This is a genomic window from bacterium, assembly GCA_023382385.1.
GTDB lineage: Bacteria > Electryoneota > RPQS01 > RPQS01 > RPQS01 > JABWCQ01.
The window spans coordinates 72,357-92,012 of record JAHDVH010000004.1; the positions used below are offsets into that span (position 1 = coordinate 72,357).

The 19,656-nt window shown below is 53.9% G+C and carries 14 protein-coding genes; 9 read left to right on the forward strand and 5 right to left on the reverse strand.

Going from position 1 to position 19,656, the window contains the following annotated elements; all coding sequences use genetic code 11:
* Nucleotides 1–102 precede the first annotated feature (102 nt).
* Genes KJZ99_10365 through KJZ99_10385 form a run of 5 tightly spaced genes read left to right on the forward strand, consistent with a single transcriptional unit; the run spans nt 103 to nt 8,462 of the window.
* Complete coding sequence (locus KJZ99_10365) at nt 103–1,980, forward strand: BamA/TamA family outer membrane protein (protein ID MCL4306309.1); 1,878 nt, start codon at nt 103–105, stop codon at nt 1,978–1,980.
* Nucleotides 1,980–5,666, forward strand: a complete 3,687-nt coding sequence (locus KJZ99_10370; protein MCL4306310.1) for a translocation/assembly module TamB domain-containing protein — start codon at nt 1,980–1,982, stop codon at nt 5,664–5,666. Before KJZ99_10365 ends, KJZ99_10370 begins: the two co-directional genes overlap by 1 nt.
* Nucleotides 5,657–6,940 carry an FtsQ-type POTRA domain-containing protein gene (locus KJZ99_10375; GenBank protein MCL4306311.1) on the forward strand — a complete coding sequence of 428 codons (1,284 nt, stop codon included), beginning with the start codon at nt 5,657–5,659 and terminating at the stop codon, nt 6,938–6,940. Before KJZ99_10370 ends, KJZ99_10375 begins: the two co-directional genes overlap by 10 nt.
* Complete coding sequence (locus KJZ99_10380) at nt 6,940–7,953, forward strand: quinone-dependent dihydroorotate dehydrogenase (protein ID MCL4306312.1); 1,014 nt, start codon at nt 6,940–6,942, stop codon at nt 7,951–7,953. Before KJZ99_10375 ends, KJZ99_10380 begins: the two co-directional genes overlap by 1 nt.
* Complete coding sequence (locus KJZ99_10385; protein MCL4306313.1) at nt 7,950–8,462, forward strand: hypothetical protein; 513 nt, start codon at nt 7,950–7,952, stop codon at nt 8,460–8,462. The genes KJZ99_10380 and KJZ99_10385 overlap by 4 nt, the downstream gene beginning before the upstream one ends.
* Nucleotides 8,463–8,529: 67 nt before the next feature.
* On the opposite strand, the gene pepF is transcribed toward KJZ99_10385, so the two are convergent.
* Nucleotides 8,530–10,404 (reverse strand): oligoendopeptidase F, encoded by a 1,875-nt coding sequence (gene pepF, locus KJZ99_10390; protein MCL4306314.1) that lies wholly within the window; start codon nt 10,402–10,404, stop codon nt 8,530–8,532.
* A gap of 637 nt (nt 10,405–11,041) precedes the next feature.
* Here pepF and KJZ99_10395 point away from each other — a divergent pair.
* Both KJZ99_10395 and KJZ99_10400 read left to right on the forward strand, forming a co-directional pair.
* A complete protein-coding gene (locus tag KJZ99_10395; GenBank protein MCL4306315.1) occupies nt 11,042–12,127 on the forward strand; it encodes a hypothetical protein in 1,086 nt (361 codons plus the stop codon).
* 17 nt (nt 12,128–12,144) lie between these two features.
* Nucleotides 12,145–13,824 (forward strand): hypothetical protein, encoded by a 1,680-nt coding sequence (locus KJZ99_10400; GenBank protein MCL4306316.1) that lies wholly within the window; start codon nt 12,145–12,147, stop codon nt 13,822–13,824.
* A 68-nt stretch (nt 13,825–13,892) separates the two neighbouring features.
* On the opposite strand, the gene KJZ99_10405 is transcribed toward KJZ99_10400, so the two are convergent.
* Both KJZ99_10405 and KJZ99_10410 read right to left on the reverse strand, forming a co-directional pair.
* Nucleotides 13,893–16,955: a hypothetical protein gene (locus KJZ99_10405; GenBank protein MCL4306317.1), complete on the reverse strand. Its 3,063-nt coding sequence runs from the start codon at nt 16,953–16,955 to the stop codon at nt 13,893–13,895.
* Between the two features lie 167 nt (nt 16,956–17,122).
* The gene (locus KJZ99_10410; protein ID MCL4306318.1) at nt 17,123–17,503 is read right to left on the reverse strand and encodes a cupredoxin domain-containing protein; all 381 of its coding nucleotides are present in this window, start codon (nt 17,501–17,503) and stop codon (nt 17,123–17,125) included.
* A gap of 220 nt (nt 17,504–17,723) precedes the next feature.
* Between KJZ99_10410 and KJZ99_10415 the strand changes: the two genes are divergently transcribed.
* Nucleotides 17,724–17,984: a helix-turn-helix domain-containing protein gene (locus KJZ99_10415; GenBank protein ID MCL4306319.1), complete on the forward strand. Its 261-nt coding sequence runs from the start codon at nt 17,724–17,726 to the stop codon at nt 17,982–17,984.
* A 392-nt stretch (nt 17,985–18,376) separates the two neighbouring features.
* Nucleotides 18,377–18,664, forward strand: coding sequence for an RNA-binding protein (locus tag KJZ99_10420; GenBank protein MCL4306320.1), 288 nt, complete (start codon nt 18,377–18,379; stop codon nt 18,662–18,664).
* 134 nt (nt 18,665–18,798) lie between these two features.
* On the opposite strand, the gene KJZ99_10425 is transcribed toward KJZ99_10420, so the two are convergent.
* Nucleotides 18,799–19,155 carry a cupin domain-containing protein gene (locus tag KJZ99_10425; protein MCL4306321.1) on the reverse strand — a complete coding sequence of 119 codons (357 nt, stop codon included), beginning with the start codon at nt 19,153–19,155 and terminating at the stop codon, nt 18,799–18,801.
* A gap of 55 nt (nt 19,156–19,210) precedes the next feature.
* A complete protein-coding gene (locus tag KJZ99_10430) occupies nt 19,211–19,564 on the reverse strand; it encodes a VOC family protein (GenBank protein MCL4306322.1) in 354 nt (117 codons plus the stop codon).
* Nucleotides 19,565–19,656 lie beyond the last annotated feature (92 nt).

A 19,656-nucleotide genomic window follows, 5' to 3' on the forward strand; every position in this document is an offset into this window, starting at 1 on the left:
GCCCGATTTGCGGGCCGTTTTGTCTCTATTTCCTTGATTTTTCGGGCACTTTTCGCGTTATTACTTAATGGTATGAGATGCTTCCGAAAAATACTTGTCGTCTTGGCCCTCCTTCTGCTCGCGTGGCCTCGCTTCGCCGCGCGCGCTGACTTCACTCTCGCCGAATACGAAGATTGGCAGCGTTATACCGGCTGGCTCATACGCGTCATCGAGTTTCCCGGAATCCACAGCTTCGCTCGCGCCAATCTTCTCGAAGTGATGGCAACTGAGAAACCAACGTGGCTCCGCCGCTATGCCCCCATCGGCAGCCGCTCCATCTTCTACGCCGATGACTTCGCCGCAGACTTGCTCCGTGTTCAGAACTTCTATCGCCGGGAAGGCTTTCCCTCTGCCGTGGTGAGAGGCAAGGTCTACCCGAATGAAGCGAAAGAGGAGCTGCGTGTCCTCGTCGAGATTGAAGAAGGTTCTCCCCTGCTGCTGCGCAATTGGAGATTTGAGCAGGTCGGCTCTGCGCGTGCGCAAATGGATTCCGCTCGCTGGTCGCGATCCTTGCCCATCCGATCCGGCAAGAGACTCGCCGAGACCGATTTGCAGGCTGCGGCGGATACGCTCGTGCGCAGACTGCAATCCATCAGTCACGCACGCGCCAAAGTCACCTTTGACACATTGAATGTCTATAACGACTCCGCCGATGTCGTCCTGATCATCGACGCCGGTCCCTACTGCCGTTTCGGTCAGACGCGAATCACCGGACTCAAACAAATTGAGGAAAGTGCCGCACGTAGAGAGCTTGAATACGAACCTTACGACCCTTACACGCCGCGCGCGCTCGATGAAACACGCAAGAACCTCTTGCGCCTTGAGGCCTTTAGGATGGTCCGCACCGATGTCGACTTATCCCAAGACTCAGACACGCTCGATGTCCTCATTCGCACTGAAGAAGGCAATCGTTATTTCGTGAGACTCGGCGCCGGCTTGGACGCCGAGGAGGGGGCGCACGTCTCCGGTCAGTTAACCGACTTGAATTTCTTCGGACGGGCGCGCCGCTTTACCTTCGAAACTTCCGCCGCTGACATCTTCAATCGCCGTGGAAACATCGACGGCGCTTCCGGCATCTTTAATGATATCGAACGAATCGACCGCAAAGTCGGATTTTCCCTCTTCTGGCCCCACACTCCCTACAACGCGACCGACATTACAATCAAGCCGTCCTGGGAGTACGAGTACAAGAGCGGAACCATTGTCCGTACACTGTCCGCCACAACCCGTCTCTCGGCAACGCCGTTGCACCGAGTGGCTGCATCCGTCTCCAACGAGTTCGGCCGGCAGGATGTCCTCGTTGACACAGTCGGAAGCACAAACGTCGTCAGCACTATTTCCATTGAGTCGTTTGACATCGGATGGGATACCCGCGACAATCCGTTGATGCCGCGGCGCGGGCACGTGCTGAGCGCAACCCTCTCCGAATCCGGTCTGCTCTGGGACATTGACAACCGCTGGTGGCAAACCGTTTTCGGCGGCAGAGCTTTGATTCCCATTGATCAATTCACAGTTGCGGCAGTGCGCGGTGAAGTTGGATTCATGGGTCCTTTGCATCAGTCCACGCAGACTCCCGTGCAGGAACGCTTCCGCCTCGGCGGAGTCGCGAATGTACGCGGCTGGGGACGTGACATGATCGGACCGCGTGCGACAGACGACAATAATGTCATTCTCGGCGGTGACCATTCCTTCTTCGGTACATTCGAAATTCAGCGGGACGTTTGGGGACCCGTCGGACTTGCGCTGTTCACCGACGTGGGAAATGTCTGGCCAAAGGCGAAGGACGCACAGTTAAGCGACCTCTACCCGTCTGCCGGGCTTGGGTTGCGATTCATGACGATTGTGGGACCAATCCGATTGGATGTCGGTTATCAGCTCCGCAAAAATCCTTATGACGAACCGCCGTGGGCCTACCATATTCTGCTGGGGTCACCCTTCTAATGCGGAACTGGATACTCAGACTGCTGCTTTGGCCGTTTGCGTTTCTCGCTGCGCTCGCAGTCGCGGCATACTTCCTTATCCAGTATGAACCCGTCCAGCAATTCGCCGCGCGGCACACTTTGGCGTTTGTCAATCGCGAGATCGCTGGATCCATTCAACTCGAACGTGTTGGACTGACTTTAGACGGCCGCGTTGCACTGAGGGACTTTGCTCTGTTCAGTGACGGCGGTGAGCAACTTCTTTCTGCTAAACGACTCCACGCGCGCGTTGCTCCGTGGGACCTCGTATTCGGAAAGCTGCATTTGTATAGTGTGAAAGTGGAGGAATTGCGCGGCATTGTAGAGATTGACTCTACAGGAGACAACATTACTTCCGCACTCGCAACACCTCCCGCCCTGGAACCTGACACTACCTACACCCCGCTCTGGCTGCGGCTGAATCGCGTGAATCTTGATATAGACTCGGTCGTTCTGCTGATTGACTCAAGTTTCTCGTATACAGCGCGCGACTGGACTGTTCTTGCAGACGCACTCATCACTGATTCAGTCATCACATACGTGGGAACTGTTGAGGCGAAGAACCAGTTCACTCTTGCAAGCAATGGGGTTGTGCGCCCCTACTCCGATTCGTTGTTTGCCGGAGACGTCGAAGTTTCGAGCACCTCGCAGTATCTCATGACTGACTGGCTGCCGGACTTCCCCGATCTTGGCGCGATAAACTTGACAGCACGCGGAGACGTGCTTACACGGGATCTGATGGCAGTGTTCGACGTCTCCGTGGAGAAGGTAGGTCATGCCAAAGGTGACATTGAGATACTCGACTACGCAGACTCCGCGCGCGTTTCTATTGGCACCGAGTTTCGGAATATTGATCTGGCTTACTGGATCGGTGACTCCGTCGCGCATCAACTCAATGGCCGCGCTGCCTTGACAAAAAGCACCTCTCCCGAATGGACGCATGACTGGTTCGGCCGAGTGGAACTTGACAGCTCGTACTACGGCGCAATAGAAGTAAGAGCAGATCTCGAAGCTCAACTCTTTGAATCCGCAGCTTCCGTAGCAGGCGCGGTGCATTCCAACGCAGGTAGTTTCGAATTGCGGGTTAATAGTGGCGGTCTTTCCGCGGATTCTCTTGACTTAAGTGGTCGTGCCGTGCTAAGTGGCGCGCAACTTCACGCTTTCGTCCCCGAGATTCCTGACTCGCTTTCTCCATTGTCCGGTCTCGTGGAATTCTCTTTTGAGCAGGGGCCTGGCTCCAAGCTGTCCGCGGATGCAACGGTTGCACTTGGCTCGCTGTCATTTGGGCGCTACGCGTTAGATAGCCTAACCTTCAAGGCTACGCTCGACGGCACACATTTCACACTTGACTCCACGAGCTTGCGGATCGGTTCCGCTTCCTCCCTGCTCTTTGCGTTTGGAGATTACACTGATCGTATCTCCGCAGTCATTTCGCTGAATGTTCCGAAGATTGAGGAATTCCGGGATCTGCTCGTGTCTTTCACTCCGCAGCTCGACTCTCTCGGTGGTGATCTGCGGGCGGAAATGACTGCCGAGCTTACGTTTGACGACGATAGCATAAGCAATGTCACCGCCCGCGGTAAAGCAAATCTTGATCGATTCACCTACGGTACGTATAGCGCGTCCGGAGTCTCTGTCGAGGTGCATTCCGTTGAAACTGCGGCCGAGCTGTTCACTGCACAGATTGCGGTCGATTCGCTTTATGTCTTTGACGAAAGCGTGACACCAATCATGTTAGCTCTCGATGGTTCATGGTTCACGCCTGAATTCACATGCTCTCTGTCTGTCCGGCATGATACGCTCGAACTCGCGGCCGTCGGACGGATCGATCTTGCAGGCACTCCATTGCTGATCGAACTAGACACGCTCAGCCTGAACCTCTTTGGCACAAGCTGGGCAAATGACTTTCCCATAGAACTTTCTTTGGACAGCTCGCACTATGAAGTCGGCGCGCTCATTCTGAGATCCGACTTCGGCGTGCTGCGCGCGACCGGTTACCTCGAACAACCCGGCACGCAGGACATTGTGCTGGAGTTCTCCGGATTGCAGACCGGTAAGTTGACACCAATTCTGCGCACCGAAATTCCCGACGGTAATCTTAACCTCCGTCTCCAGCTGTCCGGTCCGGACACAGCCATCACGGGTAATATCGAAATGCTCCTTGACGCCGTTACCTATCAGGAATCGCAGCTTGCGGATCGCGTGCGGCTCGTTGGGATCGTGGCAGATGGAAGTGTGACTGCCAATCTCGATTACATTTGGCAAAATGACACCGCGCTGACCATTCACGCCGCATTGCCTGCTTCCCTGACAATTGCAGATGGACTGATAGTTTCCAAGGGCGATTCTTTGCAAGGGACGATGAGGATCGACTCTTTGCCGTTGTCGCGCTTTCAGCCGTGGATGACCCAGGGCATCCGAGTGGAAGGATCCCTTTCCGCAAATCTCGCACTCTCCGGAAGCGCAGAACAACCGGACTGGTCCGGCACGCTACACTTGGACAACGGCTTCTTCGGTGACAACCGTCACGGTATCGCGTACAAGTGGATTCTGCTGGATGCAGATCTCATTCGTGACTCACTGCGTATCAACACCCTGCGGGCGACCAGCCGCGGCACTGTCACAGGCGGCGGATTCGCCAAACTCGGCGTGCCGTGGCCGGAATCGCTTTCACTCGATCTGCACTTCGATAAGTTTGAAGCCTTCTCGTCCCGCATTCAAAAAGCTCGCCTCGACGGGAACCTCTTCGTCGGCGGACCGTTTGACTCTTTGAACGTTGTAGGAAATTTAGCGGTGCAGGAAGGCTTTTACCGTATTACACAATCGGCGACTAAGGACATCGAACTGGTCAATATCGACAGCGTTCTTGCCGGTTTGCGAGGGGACACTCTTGCCGAAGGATTTGATCCGGATGCCTTCTACAATTCTCTTGCCCATGACCTGAACGTGAAGATTCCCGGGAACTTCTGGATTCGTGGCAACGGTATGAATCTTGAATTGTTTGGTGAGCTGCGAGTCGAGAAGGAGCACAACGAACTGCCAACCGCCAATGGCGAGATTCTCATTCGCAAAGGCAAGGTGAAGTTCTACGGCCAGGAATTGCGCATTCAGGAAAATTCAAGTCTGCGGTTCGACGGTCCGCCTGAAGTTCCTGACTTGAACATCACTGCAATCTACTCCGGGATTGACAAATCACGCGGACCGTTCGAGGTCACTGTCACTCTTACCGGAACACCCGACCAATCCAAGGCCGAGTTCAGCGGCCAGTTCGACAACGGCACGGCTATGTCGCAAGAGGAGGCAATTCAAAGACTGCTCCCCTTTGTCGGCGGCACCGGTGGCTCGGCTGAGCAGGCCGTTGCAGATGCGGCCAGCGGCCAAGTCTCAGAGATTGTCGGCAAGGCTTCCGGACTTGACGTGTTCGAATTCCGACCGGGTGAAGGTGGATTGAGCGACCTCTCCAGTGCGCAGCTCGAAATTGGAACTTATGTCACTGATCGTCTGTTCATTCGCGTGTTCCAGCCTATCGAAGACCCTCGTTCGGGTCAAAAGGTCTCTATCGATTACCGACTGCTTGATTGGATGAAGTTCACCGCTGAACAAACCACCGCCGAGCAGGGCAGGCCCAGCAGTTCCTTCACCGTATACCTGCAATTCGAATGGCGATAATCCGCGCACTCTCCGTACTGCTTGTTTTCACTGCACTGTGCGCCGCAGAGTCGCCAGATCGGTTGCCCGTCACGCACATCGAGTTAGTCGGCAATCGCACGACAAAGGACTGGGTCATTCTCCGTGAGCTGCGCTTCTCTGTCGGAGACAGTGTCGCGCCGCAGGACCTCGAGGCCGCACGTTTACGGCTCTTGTCCTTAAGCATCTTCAATAACGCCCGCGTCACTCAGGATGCTTCAGGTGCCGTTTCGATCACAGTCTCAGAGCAGTTTCGCTTTATCCCGATTCTCAGCGCCAGCGCGGTCGAAGGCACCGTCAATGATGCGCTGAAGGAACCAAAGCGAATCCCTGACATTCTTGTGCTGTTGATCGGCGCCGCCGATATCAATCACGCGGGAACCGGAGCTTTTGTCGGCGCATACGGAGTTATCGGTGCGCGCACCGGAATTAACCTTGAATACTATTCCCGCTGGCTGTCACCCAAATTGCCCTTGTCACTTGAGTTCGGTGCTCGCTCACTGAAAATTTCAGATCGTCACGCATCGGTTCTCGGTTACTCGCGCCGTCTGCGCAATGACCGGGCTTATGTCAAACTTTCCACCCGCAGGGGTGCACCCTCCCGCGTCGGGCTGAATCTCGCTTTTGACGGCGTCAAGGAAGACGACTTCCTTCCCGCAGCAGGCAAACGCTACAACGTAGGCTGGGTTGCTCCCTTCGTAATTCTGGATCGTAGAAACCTCGAATGGTATCCGACCGAAGGGATGTTCGCGCGCGGGGACGTCGAGCAGGCCTTTGGTTCAGATGTGTTCATGATGTCCAGTGCCGTGTTAGCTGCCTACTTGCCCTTTGCAGAAGGGTCGCGCGGCCCCTCTCTTGCTGCGCGCATCTATGGCGGAACCTCACAGAACAACACTCCTCCGTGGTCGCACTACTACTTCGGCTTTTCCAAAAAGTTTCGAGGCTATTCCGCCGAGCAGGTTGAAGCGTCAACGTATCTGTCTGGTGAATGCGAGTTCCGTTTCCCTATAACCCGCGAAGTCACCTACAACGTTCCTATAGCTGGTCGCTACGGCAAAGACATTCCGTTCTGGCTTGGTGGAGCGCTCTTCTTTGAACGCGCGCAGACTCAGCTCGATGGTACGCGCAACGATGTTTGGGCCGGCGGCGCCGCGTTGCATATCCGTTTCCCCTACGTGCAGGTCATCGAAATCAGTGCGGCGCGAAACCGCGCCAACCAATTGGATTTGGTCTTCTCCACCGGAGTGCGATTCTAATGATCTACGAGAGTCTGCGCACATTGTTATTCGCGGGAGATCCCGAGAGAGTGCATGATCGCGTGCTCGCCTGTCTTGAGTCCGCGGGGAAAAGCTCTGCGGGGCGCGCGCTGGTGTCGGCAATTGCGGGGAACGTTCCCACGGAACCTGTCCGCACGATGGGGTTGTCTTTTGAGCATCCTATCGGGCTTGCCGCAGGATTCGACAAGGATGCCCGTGCGTTGCGCGGACTCTTTGCACTTAAATTCTCCTTTGTCGAAATCGGTACTGTCACACCGCAGCCGCAACCCGGTAATCCCAAGCCGCGCATGTGGCGCTTTCCCGAAGCTGCTGCGCTGGTCAATGCGCTTGGCTTCCCCGGAGAAGGCATGCTCGCGGTCAAACTACGGCTTGCGAAACTCCGCGAACAGGATGCGTTGACTCGCCCCATCGGCATCAATCTCGGCAAGAACGCCTTCACACCACTTGCAGAAGCGGCAGGGGATTACAAACTTGTGCTGCGCGAATTGCTCGAACTCGGCGATTACTTCGTGGTTAACGTGTCGTCGCCGAATACGCCCGGTTTACGCACGCTTCAACAATTGGATTCTCTGCGCGCGCTCCTCGACCCGTTGCAGCAGATTGCCGTAAACAACAAACCTCTGCTGCTCAAAATCGCACCCGATCTCGCTGATGAAGACGTCACAGACGCCGCGCGTGTTGTAAGCGAACTCGGCCTCGCAGGAATTGTCTGCGCAAATACCAGTATTCGCCGTGACATCGTCCCGGGTGCTGACAATCTCGACCGCGGAGGACTGTCCGGTGCACCGATCTACCCGCGCATGCTGACTTGCCTGAAGTTGCTGCGAAGTGAACTTCCTCCAGAACACACTCTGATCGCAGTCGGCGGAATTGACTCGGCCGCGCGCGTGCGCGAATGCCTGTACTCCGGTGCGCAGCTTGTGCAAATCTACACGGCGTTCATCTATCGTGGTCCGCAGGTCGTCAGAAAGCTGCTCGGAGCGACGTCATGAAGTTCCTTCTGTTCATGTCGGTATGCCTGTTGCTCTCATGCGGCAAGCCCGACCATTCACAGCCGGGCGTGCAAAAAGCCCCCGTCACGTCGCGCGACGATTCTCTCTTTCTCGCGGATGACTGGGAGGAACTGGGGTGGGATCAATACTCTTACGAAGACTACGATTCCGGTCTTGTCCTGTTCGATTCTGCGCTGAAATATAATCCGGAGCACTCGCAGGCATGGCATGGCCGCGCGCTGATGCTGCATAAGCTGAAGCGTTACGACGAGGCGGACGTCGCTTATGCCGAGTCAGAGAAGTTCGATCCGCATAACAAGCAGGCAATATGGCATCGCGGCTGTATGAATGCGTCTTGGGGCAGAAAAGAGCAGGCGCTTCGCCAATTGCGCACCGTCGTGTCCCTCGACAGCAGTTATGCGACAACTGTGATGTGGGAGGAGTGTTGGATCAATCTTCGAACCGATCCAGAGTATCTTGAGATTGTCGGAGCACTTAAACGCGAGTGACAAATCCAGTCTCCAACAAAAACCCCGGCCAAATGACCGGGGTTTTCTATTCTTAACCTGAATCGGTTTAGCCTTTTCGCGCCTTCAGCAGCACTTCAAGCTCGTCCACAAGCTCCGTGAACTTCTGCATCGCCGCTTCAATCGGCTGCGGCGTCGACATATCCACTCCCGCGCCTTTTAGCAGCTCAAGCGGATACTTTGATGAACCGCCCGCCAGGAACCCAAGATACTCCTGCAATTCTTTCTCTCCTCCGTCCAGCACACGCTCGGACAACGCCAGCGCCGCCGCCATGGACGTCGCATACTTGTACACGTAGAAGTTCGAGTAGAAGTGCGGAATGCGCAGCCACGTGTAGTGATACTGCGGGTCAATGACAAGTTCCGGCTCGTAGTAGCTTGCTGCAACGCGATAATACAGGTCGCTCAAGGACTCGGCGGTCAACGGTTCACCGCGCTCGTACATACGGTGCATTTCAAGCTCAAACTCGGCGAACAGGGTCTGACGAATAATCGTTCCGTGAATGTTATCGATGTACTGATTAACATACACTAACCGCTTCTCTGGATCAGTCTCCGTCTTCAATAGATAGTCCATCAAAAGCGCTTCATTGAACGTCGATGCAACTTCCGCAACAAAAATCGCATAGTCCGCGTAAATCTGCGGCTGATACTTGTACGTATACCACGTGTGCATCGTGTGGCCGATCTCATGCGCATTCGTGAACACGTCGTCCAGTGTGCCGTGATAGTTCAGCAGCATGTAGGGATGACTCTTGTAGCTGCCCCAGGAGTAAGCGCCGCTGCGCTTGGCTGTCGTCTCGTAGACATCCACCCAGCGGCTGCTGTAAGCCGTTTCCAGCGCTGAACTGTATTCATCGCCAAGCGGACGCAGCGCCGTTTTTATCATGTCCACACTTTCTTCATACGTGAACGACGGTGCGTCGCCCACGATTGGTGCGCTGAAATCATAGAAGTGCAGCTCCGTCAATCCCAGTGCTTCTTTACGTAAGCGACTGTATTTGTGCAGTGGCGCGAGATTGGCTTTCACAGCCGTAATCAGGTTCAGGTAGACAGTCGTGTCCACGTTGTCGTTGTCCACCGCCATGTGCAGCGCCGAATTGTAACCGCGCGCGCGCGCGAAAAAAATCTCCGCTGCCACGTTCGAACCCATCAGACTGGCGAATGTGTTCTTATACTTCATGTATTCATTATGCAGCGTGATGGCAGCCTCACGGCGAACCTCCGGGTTCGAGCTTTCCATCAGGGCACGGTAGCGGCCTTCCGAGAGCTTGATCAGATTTCCCTGATCGTCCCGGATCTCCGGAAACTGAATGTCGGTATTGCGCAGCGCTTCGGCAGCCGATTCTGACATTCCGATCATCTCGCCCGTCATCGACAAGAGCTTCTCTTCTTCCGTCGACAGCACGAACTTCTTCTGCCGCATCTCATTGGCAATGTATTGACGGTAAAGATCCAGACCTTTAACGTCTTTGTACCACTTCTCTAAAGTCGCAGGAGGAATTGAGGTCAACTCCGGTGTGAACCACGACACCGTCGAACCGAATTTCGAGCCGATTACATCTGCGCGGTCGCGTAGCGCGAGATACACTGGATCGCGCGTGTCCAAATGAAGCGACATGTTCGCGTAGGTTACCAAATTCTCCGAGTGTCCTCCGACTTCCACGAGGAGATCGAGAAAGGCTTTCAAATCCTTGCCCGACTTCGATACCTTGCCTTTGTAGCTTTCCAGCTCCGGCAGCTTGCTCTCGATAAACTTGTAATCCGCTTCCCAAGCCTCATTGTTCGGGTACATTGCCGTCAAGTCCCACTTATACTTATCGTCAATGTCCTTGCGTTCGGGGCTTTCCGCGGCTTGGGCGATCAAAACTACACCGAACGCTGTCGCCACGACCAAGGCCAACCGATGGGTCCACATGCTCATGCTGCGCGTCTCCTTGCGGGGGGGTTATTGAAATACATGGATTCCTGTATTGTGAGACTCCAATTTCGGCTCTTTGTGACAGAGTTGCAAGCTGAAAGGGTAACTTTGTCTCACTTTTGTGGTAAGTATTTATTTTTTAACTTATTGGACGTTCGAGATTGTGCAACTTATTATACACTTACGGTTCCAAAAGAGAGGCGCATTTTGCCGAGACATATATTTCCATTCAGTTTATCTGCAGCTTTTTGCTACAGATATGTTAGAGGATTGCTCTTCCTTTCTCAGCTTTCGGTGACTTTGATGTCTTGACTTCACCACCGAAGTAGCTATATTTGTTTCATAGCATTCGGCCGTGCAGGCGATTGACAAATACGTAAGAGACGAATGGAGTCGCAAATTCCGAGAAAATGATTGTTAAGCTTTTGGTTTGATTTGCGTTTGCTTCGGCGGATGGCGACACAAACCCTCGAGTAATCGAGGGTTTGTTGTTTCTGTGTATTTCAATCCTCTTCATTGCACCGATTATTTCATTTCGCTGACCCACTTATGCGTTGTAAAACGGCAACGCTGTGCTTATATTGTCGTTCGATTCTGTATTTAAATATCGATTACTTCCAACTCTGAAAGGAAACCGCACGTGAAGGTCGTCGTCCGTTTTTCTGTAATGATCGCGTTGCTGATGCTGGCAGCTTCAGCCAATGCCACCATCCGCTTCGTCTCGCTCAATCCCGGCTCCGCTCAATACAGCAGCATCGCCACTGCCTACGCGAATGCGGTCTCAGGAGACACCATCGTGCTGGGTCCAGGGGCATACAATGAAAATCTGGTCATCTCAAACAAGCGTGTTCATTTCATCGGCGCAGGCTGGGATGTCTGCTCGTGGTCCGGTTATGTTCAAATTGCGGGTGCGACATCCACTGGAACAATTTTCGAAGGAATCCGCTTCCTGGGCGGTGGCTACTACACGTTTTACAACAACACGTCAGTAGACTCGATCACCTACCGTCGCTGCAATATCACGGCACAGCCCGGCTGGATTACATTCTATCTTGCTGCGGGTAAGACCTTCTTCACCGACTGCGTGCTGCATAACGCCCATACTCACGTCATTTTTGTTTCGAATGTTCCAAACTCGGATTTAATCATCCGCAACACCGTTTTCAACTGTGTCAACCCCTCTGTGAACAATAATGCGATCAACGGCCCGAACTACGGAACGATTGAGATCTACAACTGTGTCTTCCTGAATTTCGTCAGACCTTTCAACGTTACCGGTGTACCGCAGGTCATCGGCTTGAATAATATCTTCTGGGATTGGAACCCGACCGCAACGTACGGCACGCTGCCCGTCGGGTCAGTTTTCCAATACACGGCAGCAGGAAGCGGCGCACCGGCGTGGCCCGCCTCGTTTACGAACAATATTGACCTCAACAACAATAACCCTTTCATGAATTACGCCACCGATTACTACGAGTATGGAGTGTCCAACCTCCGTCTGAACAACTCGACGGGCGGCAATCTTTGTCGTGATGCGGGCTATCCTTCGATTCTTGACTTGGACAGCACGGCGGCGGACTTAGGGGTATACGGCGGCCCGAAGCCGTTCGTGGATCACGGCGTGCCGGCCTATCCGTTTGCCTTGACCCTGAATATCGACAATCTTGTCGAAGTCGGTGACAGCGTGAACGTCGTCTCATCCGGTCGCATCGGTCCTCGCTACTAAGCGGAGACTAACTACTTATGAGCGTTCGCACAACTTGTGCTCTCTTGTTGTTATGGTCATTGACCGTCTACGGTCTGACGATTACAGAGGCAGAGTACTACTTCAATACGGATCCGGGACCCGGTAACGGTATCAGTATTCCAATCACACCCGGCGACTCGGTGTCGATCACGGCGCTACGCGCGCCTGCGGATCTTCCCGACTCCAATAAGTCACACAGTTTGTTTATCCGCTTCCGTTCGGAAGAGGGGAACTGGGGCAACGCGGAACGGCGCTACTTCTTTCTGCATTATCCGATCACGCACGGATACGCAGGACGCGATATCACGCAGGCGGAGTATTGGTTTGATGACGGGCCGCCCACGATGTTCGATTTGAATGACGATCCACTGGTTGTTCATCCGGTGCTCTTGCCGACAACGGGACTGCAGACCAATCGCGCACACAAACTCTCGGTCCGCTACTACGGGTCGCATGACTTCCCCGGCAGCGTGGAATCCCGCTACTTCTTCCTGCACGAACCGATTCCCGGAGTGGTGATTGGCCGCGACATTACTCACGTCGAGTATCAATTTGACAATCTGACTCCTGTGCTGGTTGACCTCGGCAATAACTTTGAAGTGGACTATTACGATTTGATTCCGGCGGCCGGTCTGACTCCGAATCAGAATCACAAATTCACGGTGCGCTATTTGGACGAGGACGGAAGGTGGAGCAATCCGGAAGCGCGCTACTTCTTCGCGATTCAGCTGGAATCCGGAGCGGTTGAATACGTGGACATTACACAAGTCGAGTATTCGTACAACGACTCGAATCCCGTTGTGGTGGATGTTGCAGACGGACAGTCCATCAATTATTCTGATTTGATTGCCACGCTGGGACTGCAAACTAATCAGTCACACAAGCTGTCGGTGCGCTTTCGCGACGAACGTGGTCTGTGGAGTAATGCCGAAGCGCGCTACATGTTCGTGCATGAAAGTCCGGAAGGCAGTTTGACGCTCCAGGATATCGTGTCCGTGGAGTATTGGATTGACGCCGGCGTGCCGATGACGCTGGACATTGCCGATGCGATGAGCGTTTCTTTGAACTCCTTGTTGCCGCACAATGTCGGAGCAGGTCCGCACGACTTCTATCTGCGATATGTCAGCGAAGCAGGACAACGCGGCAATACGGAAAAACTGCCGTTCTTTGTGTGGTCGGGAGCAGGTCCGAGTAATCCGGCGTATTTAGCCGGAGCGGAGTTTTTCGTGAACGTGGATCCGGGAGTCGGTAACGGCGTGGGCGTGGACTTTGCGCAGGACGGAGCGTGGGACGAGCAGGAGGAGAACGCATTTACGATTCTGACGGGACTGCCTGTCGGTCTGCACCGGTTTGGTATCCGGTTCCGCGATGAGCTCGGCCACTGGAGTCATACGCTGGCAGATACGTTTGTGGTTGGACCGGTGCTCGTGATTTCTGTTTCAGGCAGTGATATCATCCTGAATTGGAACGCCAATCCAGACAACATTCCGTTTACTGTTTATCGTGCACCGGGTGTGGAAGGACCGTATACAGATATCGGAACATCCAACACATTGAGCTACACGGATTACGGCGCGGTGAATTCGTTCGACCGCCGGACGTATCACATTACGACTACGAACAACGGAGTGTTGTCGAGATTCCGATTACCTGATGCGACAAGAGTAGAAAAATAGTTTGCTTTCGATCTGAATGTTGCGGGCGACTCTTCTGAGTCGCCCGCTTATGTTTCAGTATGTTTCGGCTATGGTTGCTTGAGCTGCATCGGCCGGAATGGCTCATTCGCACGATCCACGAACTCTCGCCGTTCAACTTGAGTATCCCGAGTAGAACTCGTCAGAGTAACTTGCCGTGCTGCCGTCACAATGTAGTAGTACTGCGTGACGGGCTGCTGCAGAATTCCTGTATCCAAGTAAGATGTTGACACAGACGTTCCAATCAAGTTCGCAGGCACGGGCGTGAGATTCTCATCCGTGCCGCGATAGATCCGATAGTAATCCGCGCCAGCGGCGGCACTCCACGCCAATTCGATATCTGCCACATTGCCCGCAGTTTTCACGACCAGCGAGTCGGGAGTCCCTAAACCCAATACTCCGCCCGCCCTGACGACTAACTCGTAAAACTGGGTGCCATTGTAGTCACCGTGAAGCCCGTTGAACGACACTTCACTCCGGCCAGACTCGCCCGATGTCAACAGCGTCCGCCAACTTTGGCCCGCAGTCGTCGGACCAACGGCAATCCAGAAATCATTTCCTGCTCCGATACTGACCACGTTGTTGAACAAGCCGTCCACCCACTTAAGATCGCTCCACCCTGTGGAAGGTGCGACATACGCCCTTGTATTCGCAACCTCGCCCGCAGGTGCTGGCGGTGCGTCATAGACGTACAGCGAACACTCCTCCGCACACCCTCCGCTGCCGAATCCCGTGTAGACATATGCGGTATGCAAGTCAAAGTCATCAGGTGCCGTGAACCGGACGCGGCTCCAATGCTCGCTGACATAGTAAGCGACGATCTGTCCGTCGTCATTCGACAGTGTATCCGGCTGTGGATAAGACGGGTAGGTGCTGTTTGGGTCCACAGTCACGTCCAGAACATAGCGGCCGCACTGGTCCGGAAAGTATCCGCTCAGCACCAGGAAGTAGGTCTCCCCGGCACTGAAAGTGAATAGTTGGTCCACATGATTCGGATCCAGACAGCCGTTGTCCAGACATCCCATCCGAAAGTCGTCCGTGCAGCCTCCGCCTTCACTTGCCCGATAGATTGAAACATGCGAATCCCACGACTCCGGCGAGTTGCACAAGGAAATTCTCGCAGTCGTCGCACACTCAGGGGTAAAGTTAAAGAACACATCCTTCGCCGGAATACCGCAATCCTCCCAGTCAATTGCCGCGCAGCAATTGGTTCCGCTTGCTGTAAAGGGAAGGCTCGTAATCGTTGTCCCGGGGCATTGATCGTTGGCCGGAGTACAAACCGTCGAGCCCGGGCCATGGAAGTCGCCACCCAGCGCCTTGCAGTCACACATGCTGATTTGCTCACAAACCGCCTGCTCCTGTGAGTTGACGTAGCAACATGCACCAATGACAGGCTCTACATGCAACGGCGACCACGGCACAGTTGGCATTGCAAAGATCGAATCCACTGGCACCGGCTGATAGAGCAGCTCATTCAACGTCGCCGATCCCTCGCCTTGTATCGCGATCCCTGCATCGTAGTCCATTTCATAAAAGAGATGCAGATAGCTTACTCCGCCTTGCACCGTGACACGTTCGGCAAGCCCCGGATCGCGTTCGCTCAAACTGGTCGGCGCGGGCGCAAACTGACCTCCGTCCGTTCGAGTGACGTTCGTACCGACGCTCCATGCGGAACCACCATCACCTGATCGCGAAATGTACAAGTCGCCCATAGCGATCAGATTGCCGCTCCATTGATTTGGCATCGCCCGCCAGTAAGAACAGTAGAGTACTCCTGTGTCGTCGTCTATCGCCAAACTTGGCTTGCACACCGCCCTGTGTTGTACTCCCGCCGAGATCCCCGCGCCAGGCACTGTTGCATTATCGAACGCCAACGCAATCGGACTAAAACTGTTGGTCCCGCTGTTCCAATACCATATACCAGAGTGCGGATCCGTCGTCGTGGGCATCGGTTGACCAAATTCTGTCCAGTAACGGTATCCGACCACCGTAAACGCGACGTGAATATTGTCATCTTCGTCCAACAAAATTGTATTGTCCGCCCACACGCGCAGCGTGTCACCGTTACAAGCAGACCAGTTTCCTGTTTGGCACACAATATCCGGTCCACAGAAATTCGTGACATTGATCGGCTCGCCCCAATTCAACCCGTTGTCTTCTGAGACCATGATATACAAATCGTTCTGATTCGCGTCCAGAGCAGAGTTTGGCGACACCGGATGCGGGCCGTTCCAGGCGATAACCACACGTCCGGAAACCGGTGAGGCCGCAATGTTCGCGCTAACGGTTGTCAACGTGTCCATAATGCGAAACTCCACCGGCTGGCCGTTGACGATATCCACGGTCTGCCAGTCTATTTCCAGACCGGTCCCTTCGAGCCAAATCGGTGCGCCACGCGAATAATAGAAGGGATAGGGATAACTACTCGAACTCTCCGTGCTCACCATGTGCAAGACGCTGTCGCGGCCAATGGCAATCTTCGGCCACAGAATATTCAACGACCCTGCATTATTGTAAAGCCAGTCCGGAGCTGAATTCGTAAAAGCGCCGGCTCCCGGCAAGAAATCAATTGCGGCGACCGAATGCTGATTCGGGTCCGAAATCACGCGTTCATGGAAAGCCGGAAAGCCCCATCCGTTGCGTTCCACCGCCAACGAGACAAACCCTGCGCGCTGCGCCGTGTTAGCCTGAACACCACCCGGATAGACAAATGAATTCGCTGCAGGTGACTTTACATTATAATACACGTTGCGGGTTACAAAACTTATGTCCCCGTTGGTCCATACAACGTGCACGTTTCCTGCGTTGTCTACTCCGATGATTCGACCCGAAGTGGAATTGTGCTGTATTTCGTAATAGGTCGTTCCAGCCAGATACGTTTGACCGATCGGATCGTCAAGAGTTCTGCTTGAACTCCGAGCAAGTTCCACAACCGGAACTCTCGACAAATCTTCGCTGCCGTCCAGCGGACGCGCAATGTGAACCGGCCCCTTTACCTCGATTCCAAAGTTTGGACCTCGGACAATTTCTAGTGTGCTGCTTTGTTCAGCCCAAGAAATACCTGCCATAAGAAACAGGGCAAGCATAGACATTCTCAAAGAATCTGCTTTCATCGCAAACCTCCAATGGAGAGGGGTCGCTTACATTCGGTCAATTGACGTGATTTCGAGAAGGTATCCCAATCTCCTTCGTATGTCAATAGGTTTGGAAGAAGAAAGAAAAAGATTCTAACTCTGCGTCCCGTAGACTACCGCGATTGACCCGGAAGCGTCACGGACTCTTACACCACTCTCACTACCCCCGCCTCCCGTTCCGCGCCGAGAATAATCTTGAACTTGCCCTTCCGCTCGGGCAGAAAAGCTATGACTGTCGTGTGACCGGCAGGGAGTAGCTCGTAGATTTCGAGCTCCGCAATTTCAAAAATCTCGTCGGCGGGATCCAAATCAAAGCGGTGAATCAGCAACTGGACCGGCCGATTGACTTTGAATTCGAGGTGGGCTGGCTCGAGGACTCCGCTCTTGAGCTTTGTTTCGGCCTGTTGGAGTCTCCTCTCTTCTCGGGTTCCAGAGGGACCTGAGCGGTTCCGGAAGTAGAGAAACCAGAAGATCCCAACCATGAAGGCGAGACCTGCAATCAACTTCCAAAAGCCTATTGGGTCCACAATAGTCCCCTAATCGCTACGCTGTAACTTGTGACATAACATTCTCTTAACAAACTTCACCTCAGACTATTTCAAGATTAAACGACTCTACATCCAAGTGTTTCGACAGCTGTTGCGAATCCGGGAACAATCGTGAAAGCTCATGCGTCTAATAATTGCAGCCGGATGAATCAGGGTCTTCCGCTGCAAGCAGTCAACTAACCTCAGTAAGGAGTGCATCATGGTTATTCTCAGTGTTCAGGAGGCTGCGAAGTTTCTCGGAAAGACCCCGGCCGCTCTGCGTAACGGCTATAAGCGGTGGGGGGTTCCACACTTCCGGCTCGGCGGCCAGATTAAGTTCACTCAAGAAGCCCTTCAGGAATGGGTGGAAAAAGGGATGACCGTCGAGACGGGAACGGGCGCACCAGCCAAAAATGGTCGCCGCATCCGCCGGGCGGTGGAAACGAAACCAACTTCGCATACGGGCACGCACGTCGCCTGACCTCGAAATTAGGACCCTAAGAATGCGGGCACCGGAGACGGTGCCCGTTTCTCTTTGTAAAACTTAGAGTTACTTGATAAGCGTTGATTTTTCTGTAAGTTAGGAATGTCTTGAACTTGCAGGAATTGGTAAGTTCGTGACGAATTTGGAGATTGGGAGTTTTCTTCGTATATTCGGCCACGCATGATGAATGGGCTTGCCCGCAACCATCCTCTGCAGATCGATTTCAGTTAGTGTACGCCTGTCCGTCGATTCGCCGAATACGTCCCTCGTCGATTCCGAAGCAGTGTTCCACGGAAGTCGAGCGAGGGCATTTTGCTCTCTTAGTGTAGTAGCGAAGGACTTAGTAGTTTGTTCGCGTTTTCAAAGAGGGACGATAAGGAGAATAGACGATGGCAACACGTCTTTATGTTGGAAACCTTCCGTTCAGCGCGACGGAAGACGAATTGCGTGAAGTGTTTGGTGCTCATGGCACCGTCGAAGCAGTCGAGCTCATGATGGATCGCGCCACGGGTCGTCCCCGCGGGTTCGCCTTCGTGCAGATGGACGCTGACGGAGCCAAGGCTGCTATCGAGAAGCTCGATGGTCAGCAAATGGGTGGCCGCACGTTGAATGTCAACGAAGCCCGCGAACGTACGGCAGAGCGCCCCTCGCGCCCGCGCCGCGAATCCCGCTGGTAAAGAAGTCGCCATACTCAGGGCTTAGTTCCTGAACGGCGATTCATACTTGGCAAAGTGAAAGCCTGTCCTGTGAAGGACAGGCTTTCTTGTTGGGCGAATCTCGAAGGGATTCCCAGGAGAGGCATGACAGCGGCTTAGAGGATTTCCTCGTCCTCTTCCCGCCATGCCGGGTCAACAATACAAAGAAACTCCAAATCCTCGGGACCCAAAGCGGTGATCCGCTGAGTTGAATAGGGGGCGATGTAGACGGTGTCGCCCGGGCCGACTTCTGAGGACTGGCCATCAAGCTCAACCTTTCCGAGACCCTTGAGGATGTAATAGACTTCGCTGGTCTTGAGCCTGTGAAGTAAAGAAGTTAGCCCGGGAGCGAGTTTTGCATAAGCCAGAGAGTAGCCCAGCGCAAGCACCTGCTTATCTGGATGCAGGATTTCCCGCAATTGGGTCTCGTCTCCGGCTGTAAACTCTTCACATTCAAGCAGTCGCTTTATCATTCAGAGATATTTCTCCGGTTTTTGCTGAACTCGAACCTGTGGACTATGAGCCACACTATTTTCGAGAGAATATTCCCAGTAAATAGCCGTCCGGTAGCGCGAACATTGCGATAAATCCCATATTTTCAGGGAGTGGCCGCTTTTCTTGCACGGTTTTGGCCCCGAGTTTCTCGGCTTTGGCAAGTGTGGCATTGATGTCCTCAACTTCAACATAGTTTTGGCCCCCATTGTCCACAATCTTATCCATTTTGACCAATCCGGCGGACAAGCCCGCTGACTCGCCGTTCAGGTCGATCATCCAGTAGTTTTCCATCATCGGGACGACTTTCCAGCCGAAGAGCTTGGTGTAGAAGTCGGCAGCCTGAGCAAGGTCGGTGGTGACAAGCTCAATGTGGCAGAAGCTGTGCATTGGTCCTCCGGGGCTTGATTGTTTGAATTTACAGTCTTTTATTTCGCGGTTGCGAACCGGACGTCAAAAGGATAGACTTTTTGCTGGACTTC

Excerpts from the sequence above, each read along its gene's own strand:
- KJZ99_10405 (MCL4306317.1), bottom strand. The coding sequence starts at position 16,955 with ATGAAAGCAGATTCTTTGAGAATGTCTATGCTTGCCCTGTTTCTTATG.
- KJZ99_10375 (MCL4306311.1), top strand. The coding sequence starts at position 5,657 with ATGGCGATAATCCGCGCACTCTCCGTACTGCTTGTTTTCACTGCACTG.
- pepF (MCL4306314.1), bottom strand. The coding sequence starts at position 10,404 with ATGAGCATGTGGACCCATCGGTTGGCCTTGGTCGTGGCGACAGCGTTC.
- KJZ99_10420 (MCL4306320.1), top strand. The coding sequence starts at position 18,377 with ATGGCAACACGTCTTTATGTTGGAAACCTTCCGTTCAGCGCGACGGAA.
- KJZ99_10370 (MCL4306310.1), top strand. The coding sequence starts at position 1,980 with ATGCGGAACTGGATACTCAGACTGCTGCTTTGGCCGTTTGCGTTTCTC.
- KJZ99_10425 (MCL4306321.1), bottom strand. The coding sequence starts at position 19,155 with ATGATAAAGCGACTGCTTGAATGTGAAGAGTTTACAGCCGGAGACGAG.
- KJZ99_10400 (MCL4306316.1), top strand. The coding sequence starts at position 12,145 with ATGAGCGTTCGCACAACTTGTGCTCTCTTGTTGTTATGGTCATTGACC.
- KJZ99_10430 (MCL4306322.1), bottom strand. The coding sequence starts at position 19,564 with ATGCACAGCTTCTGCCACATTGAGCTTGTCACCACCGACCTTGCTCAG.
- KJZ99_10380 (MCL4306312.1), top strand. The coding sequence starts at position 6,940 with ATGATCTACGAGAGTCTGCGCACATTGTTATTCGCGGGAGATCCCGAG.
- KJZ99_10385 (MCL4306313.1), top strand. The coding sequence starts at position 7,950 with ATGAAGTTCCTTCTGTTCATGTCGGTATGCCTGTTGCTCTCATGCGGC.
- KJZ99_10415 (MCL4306319.1), top strand. The coding sequence starts at position 17,724 with ATGGTTATTCTCAGTGTTCAGGAGGCTGCGAAGTTTCTCGGAAAGACC.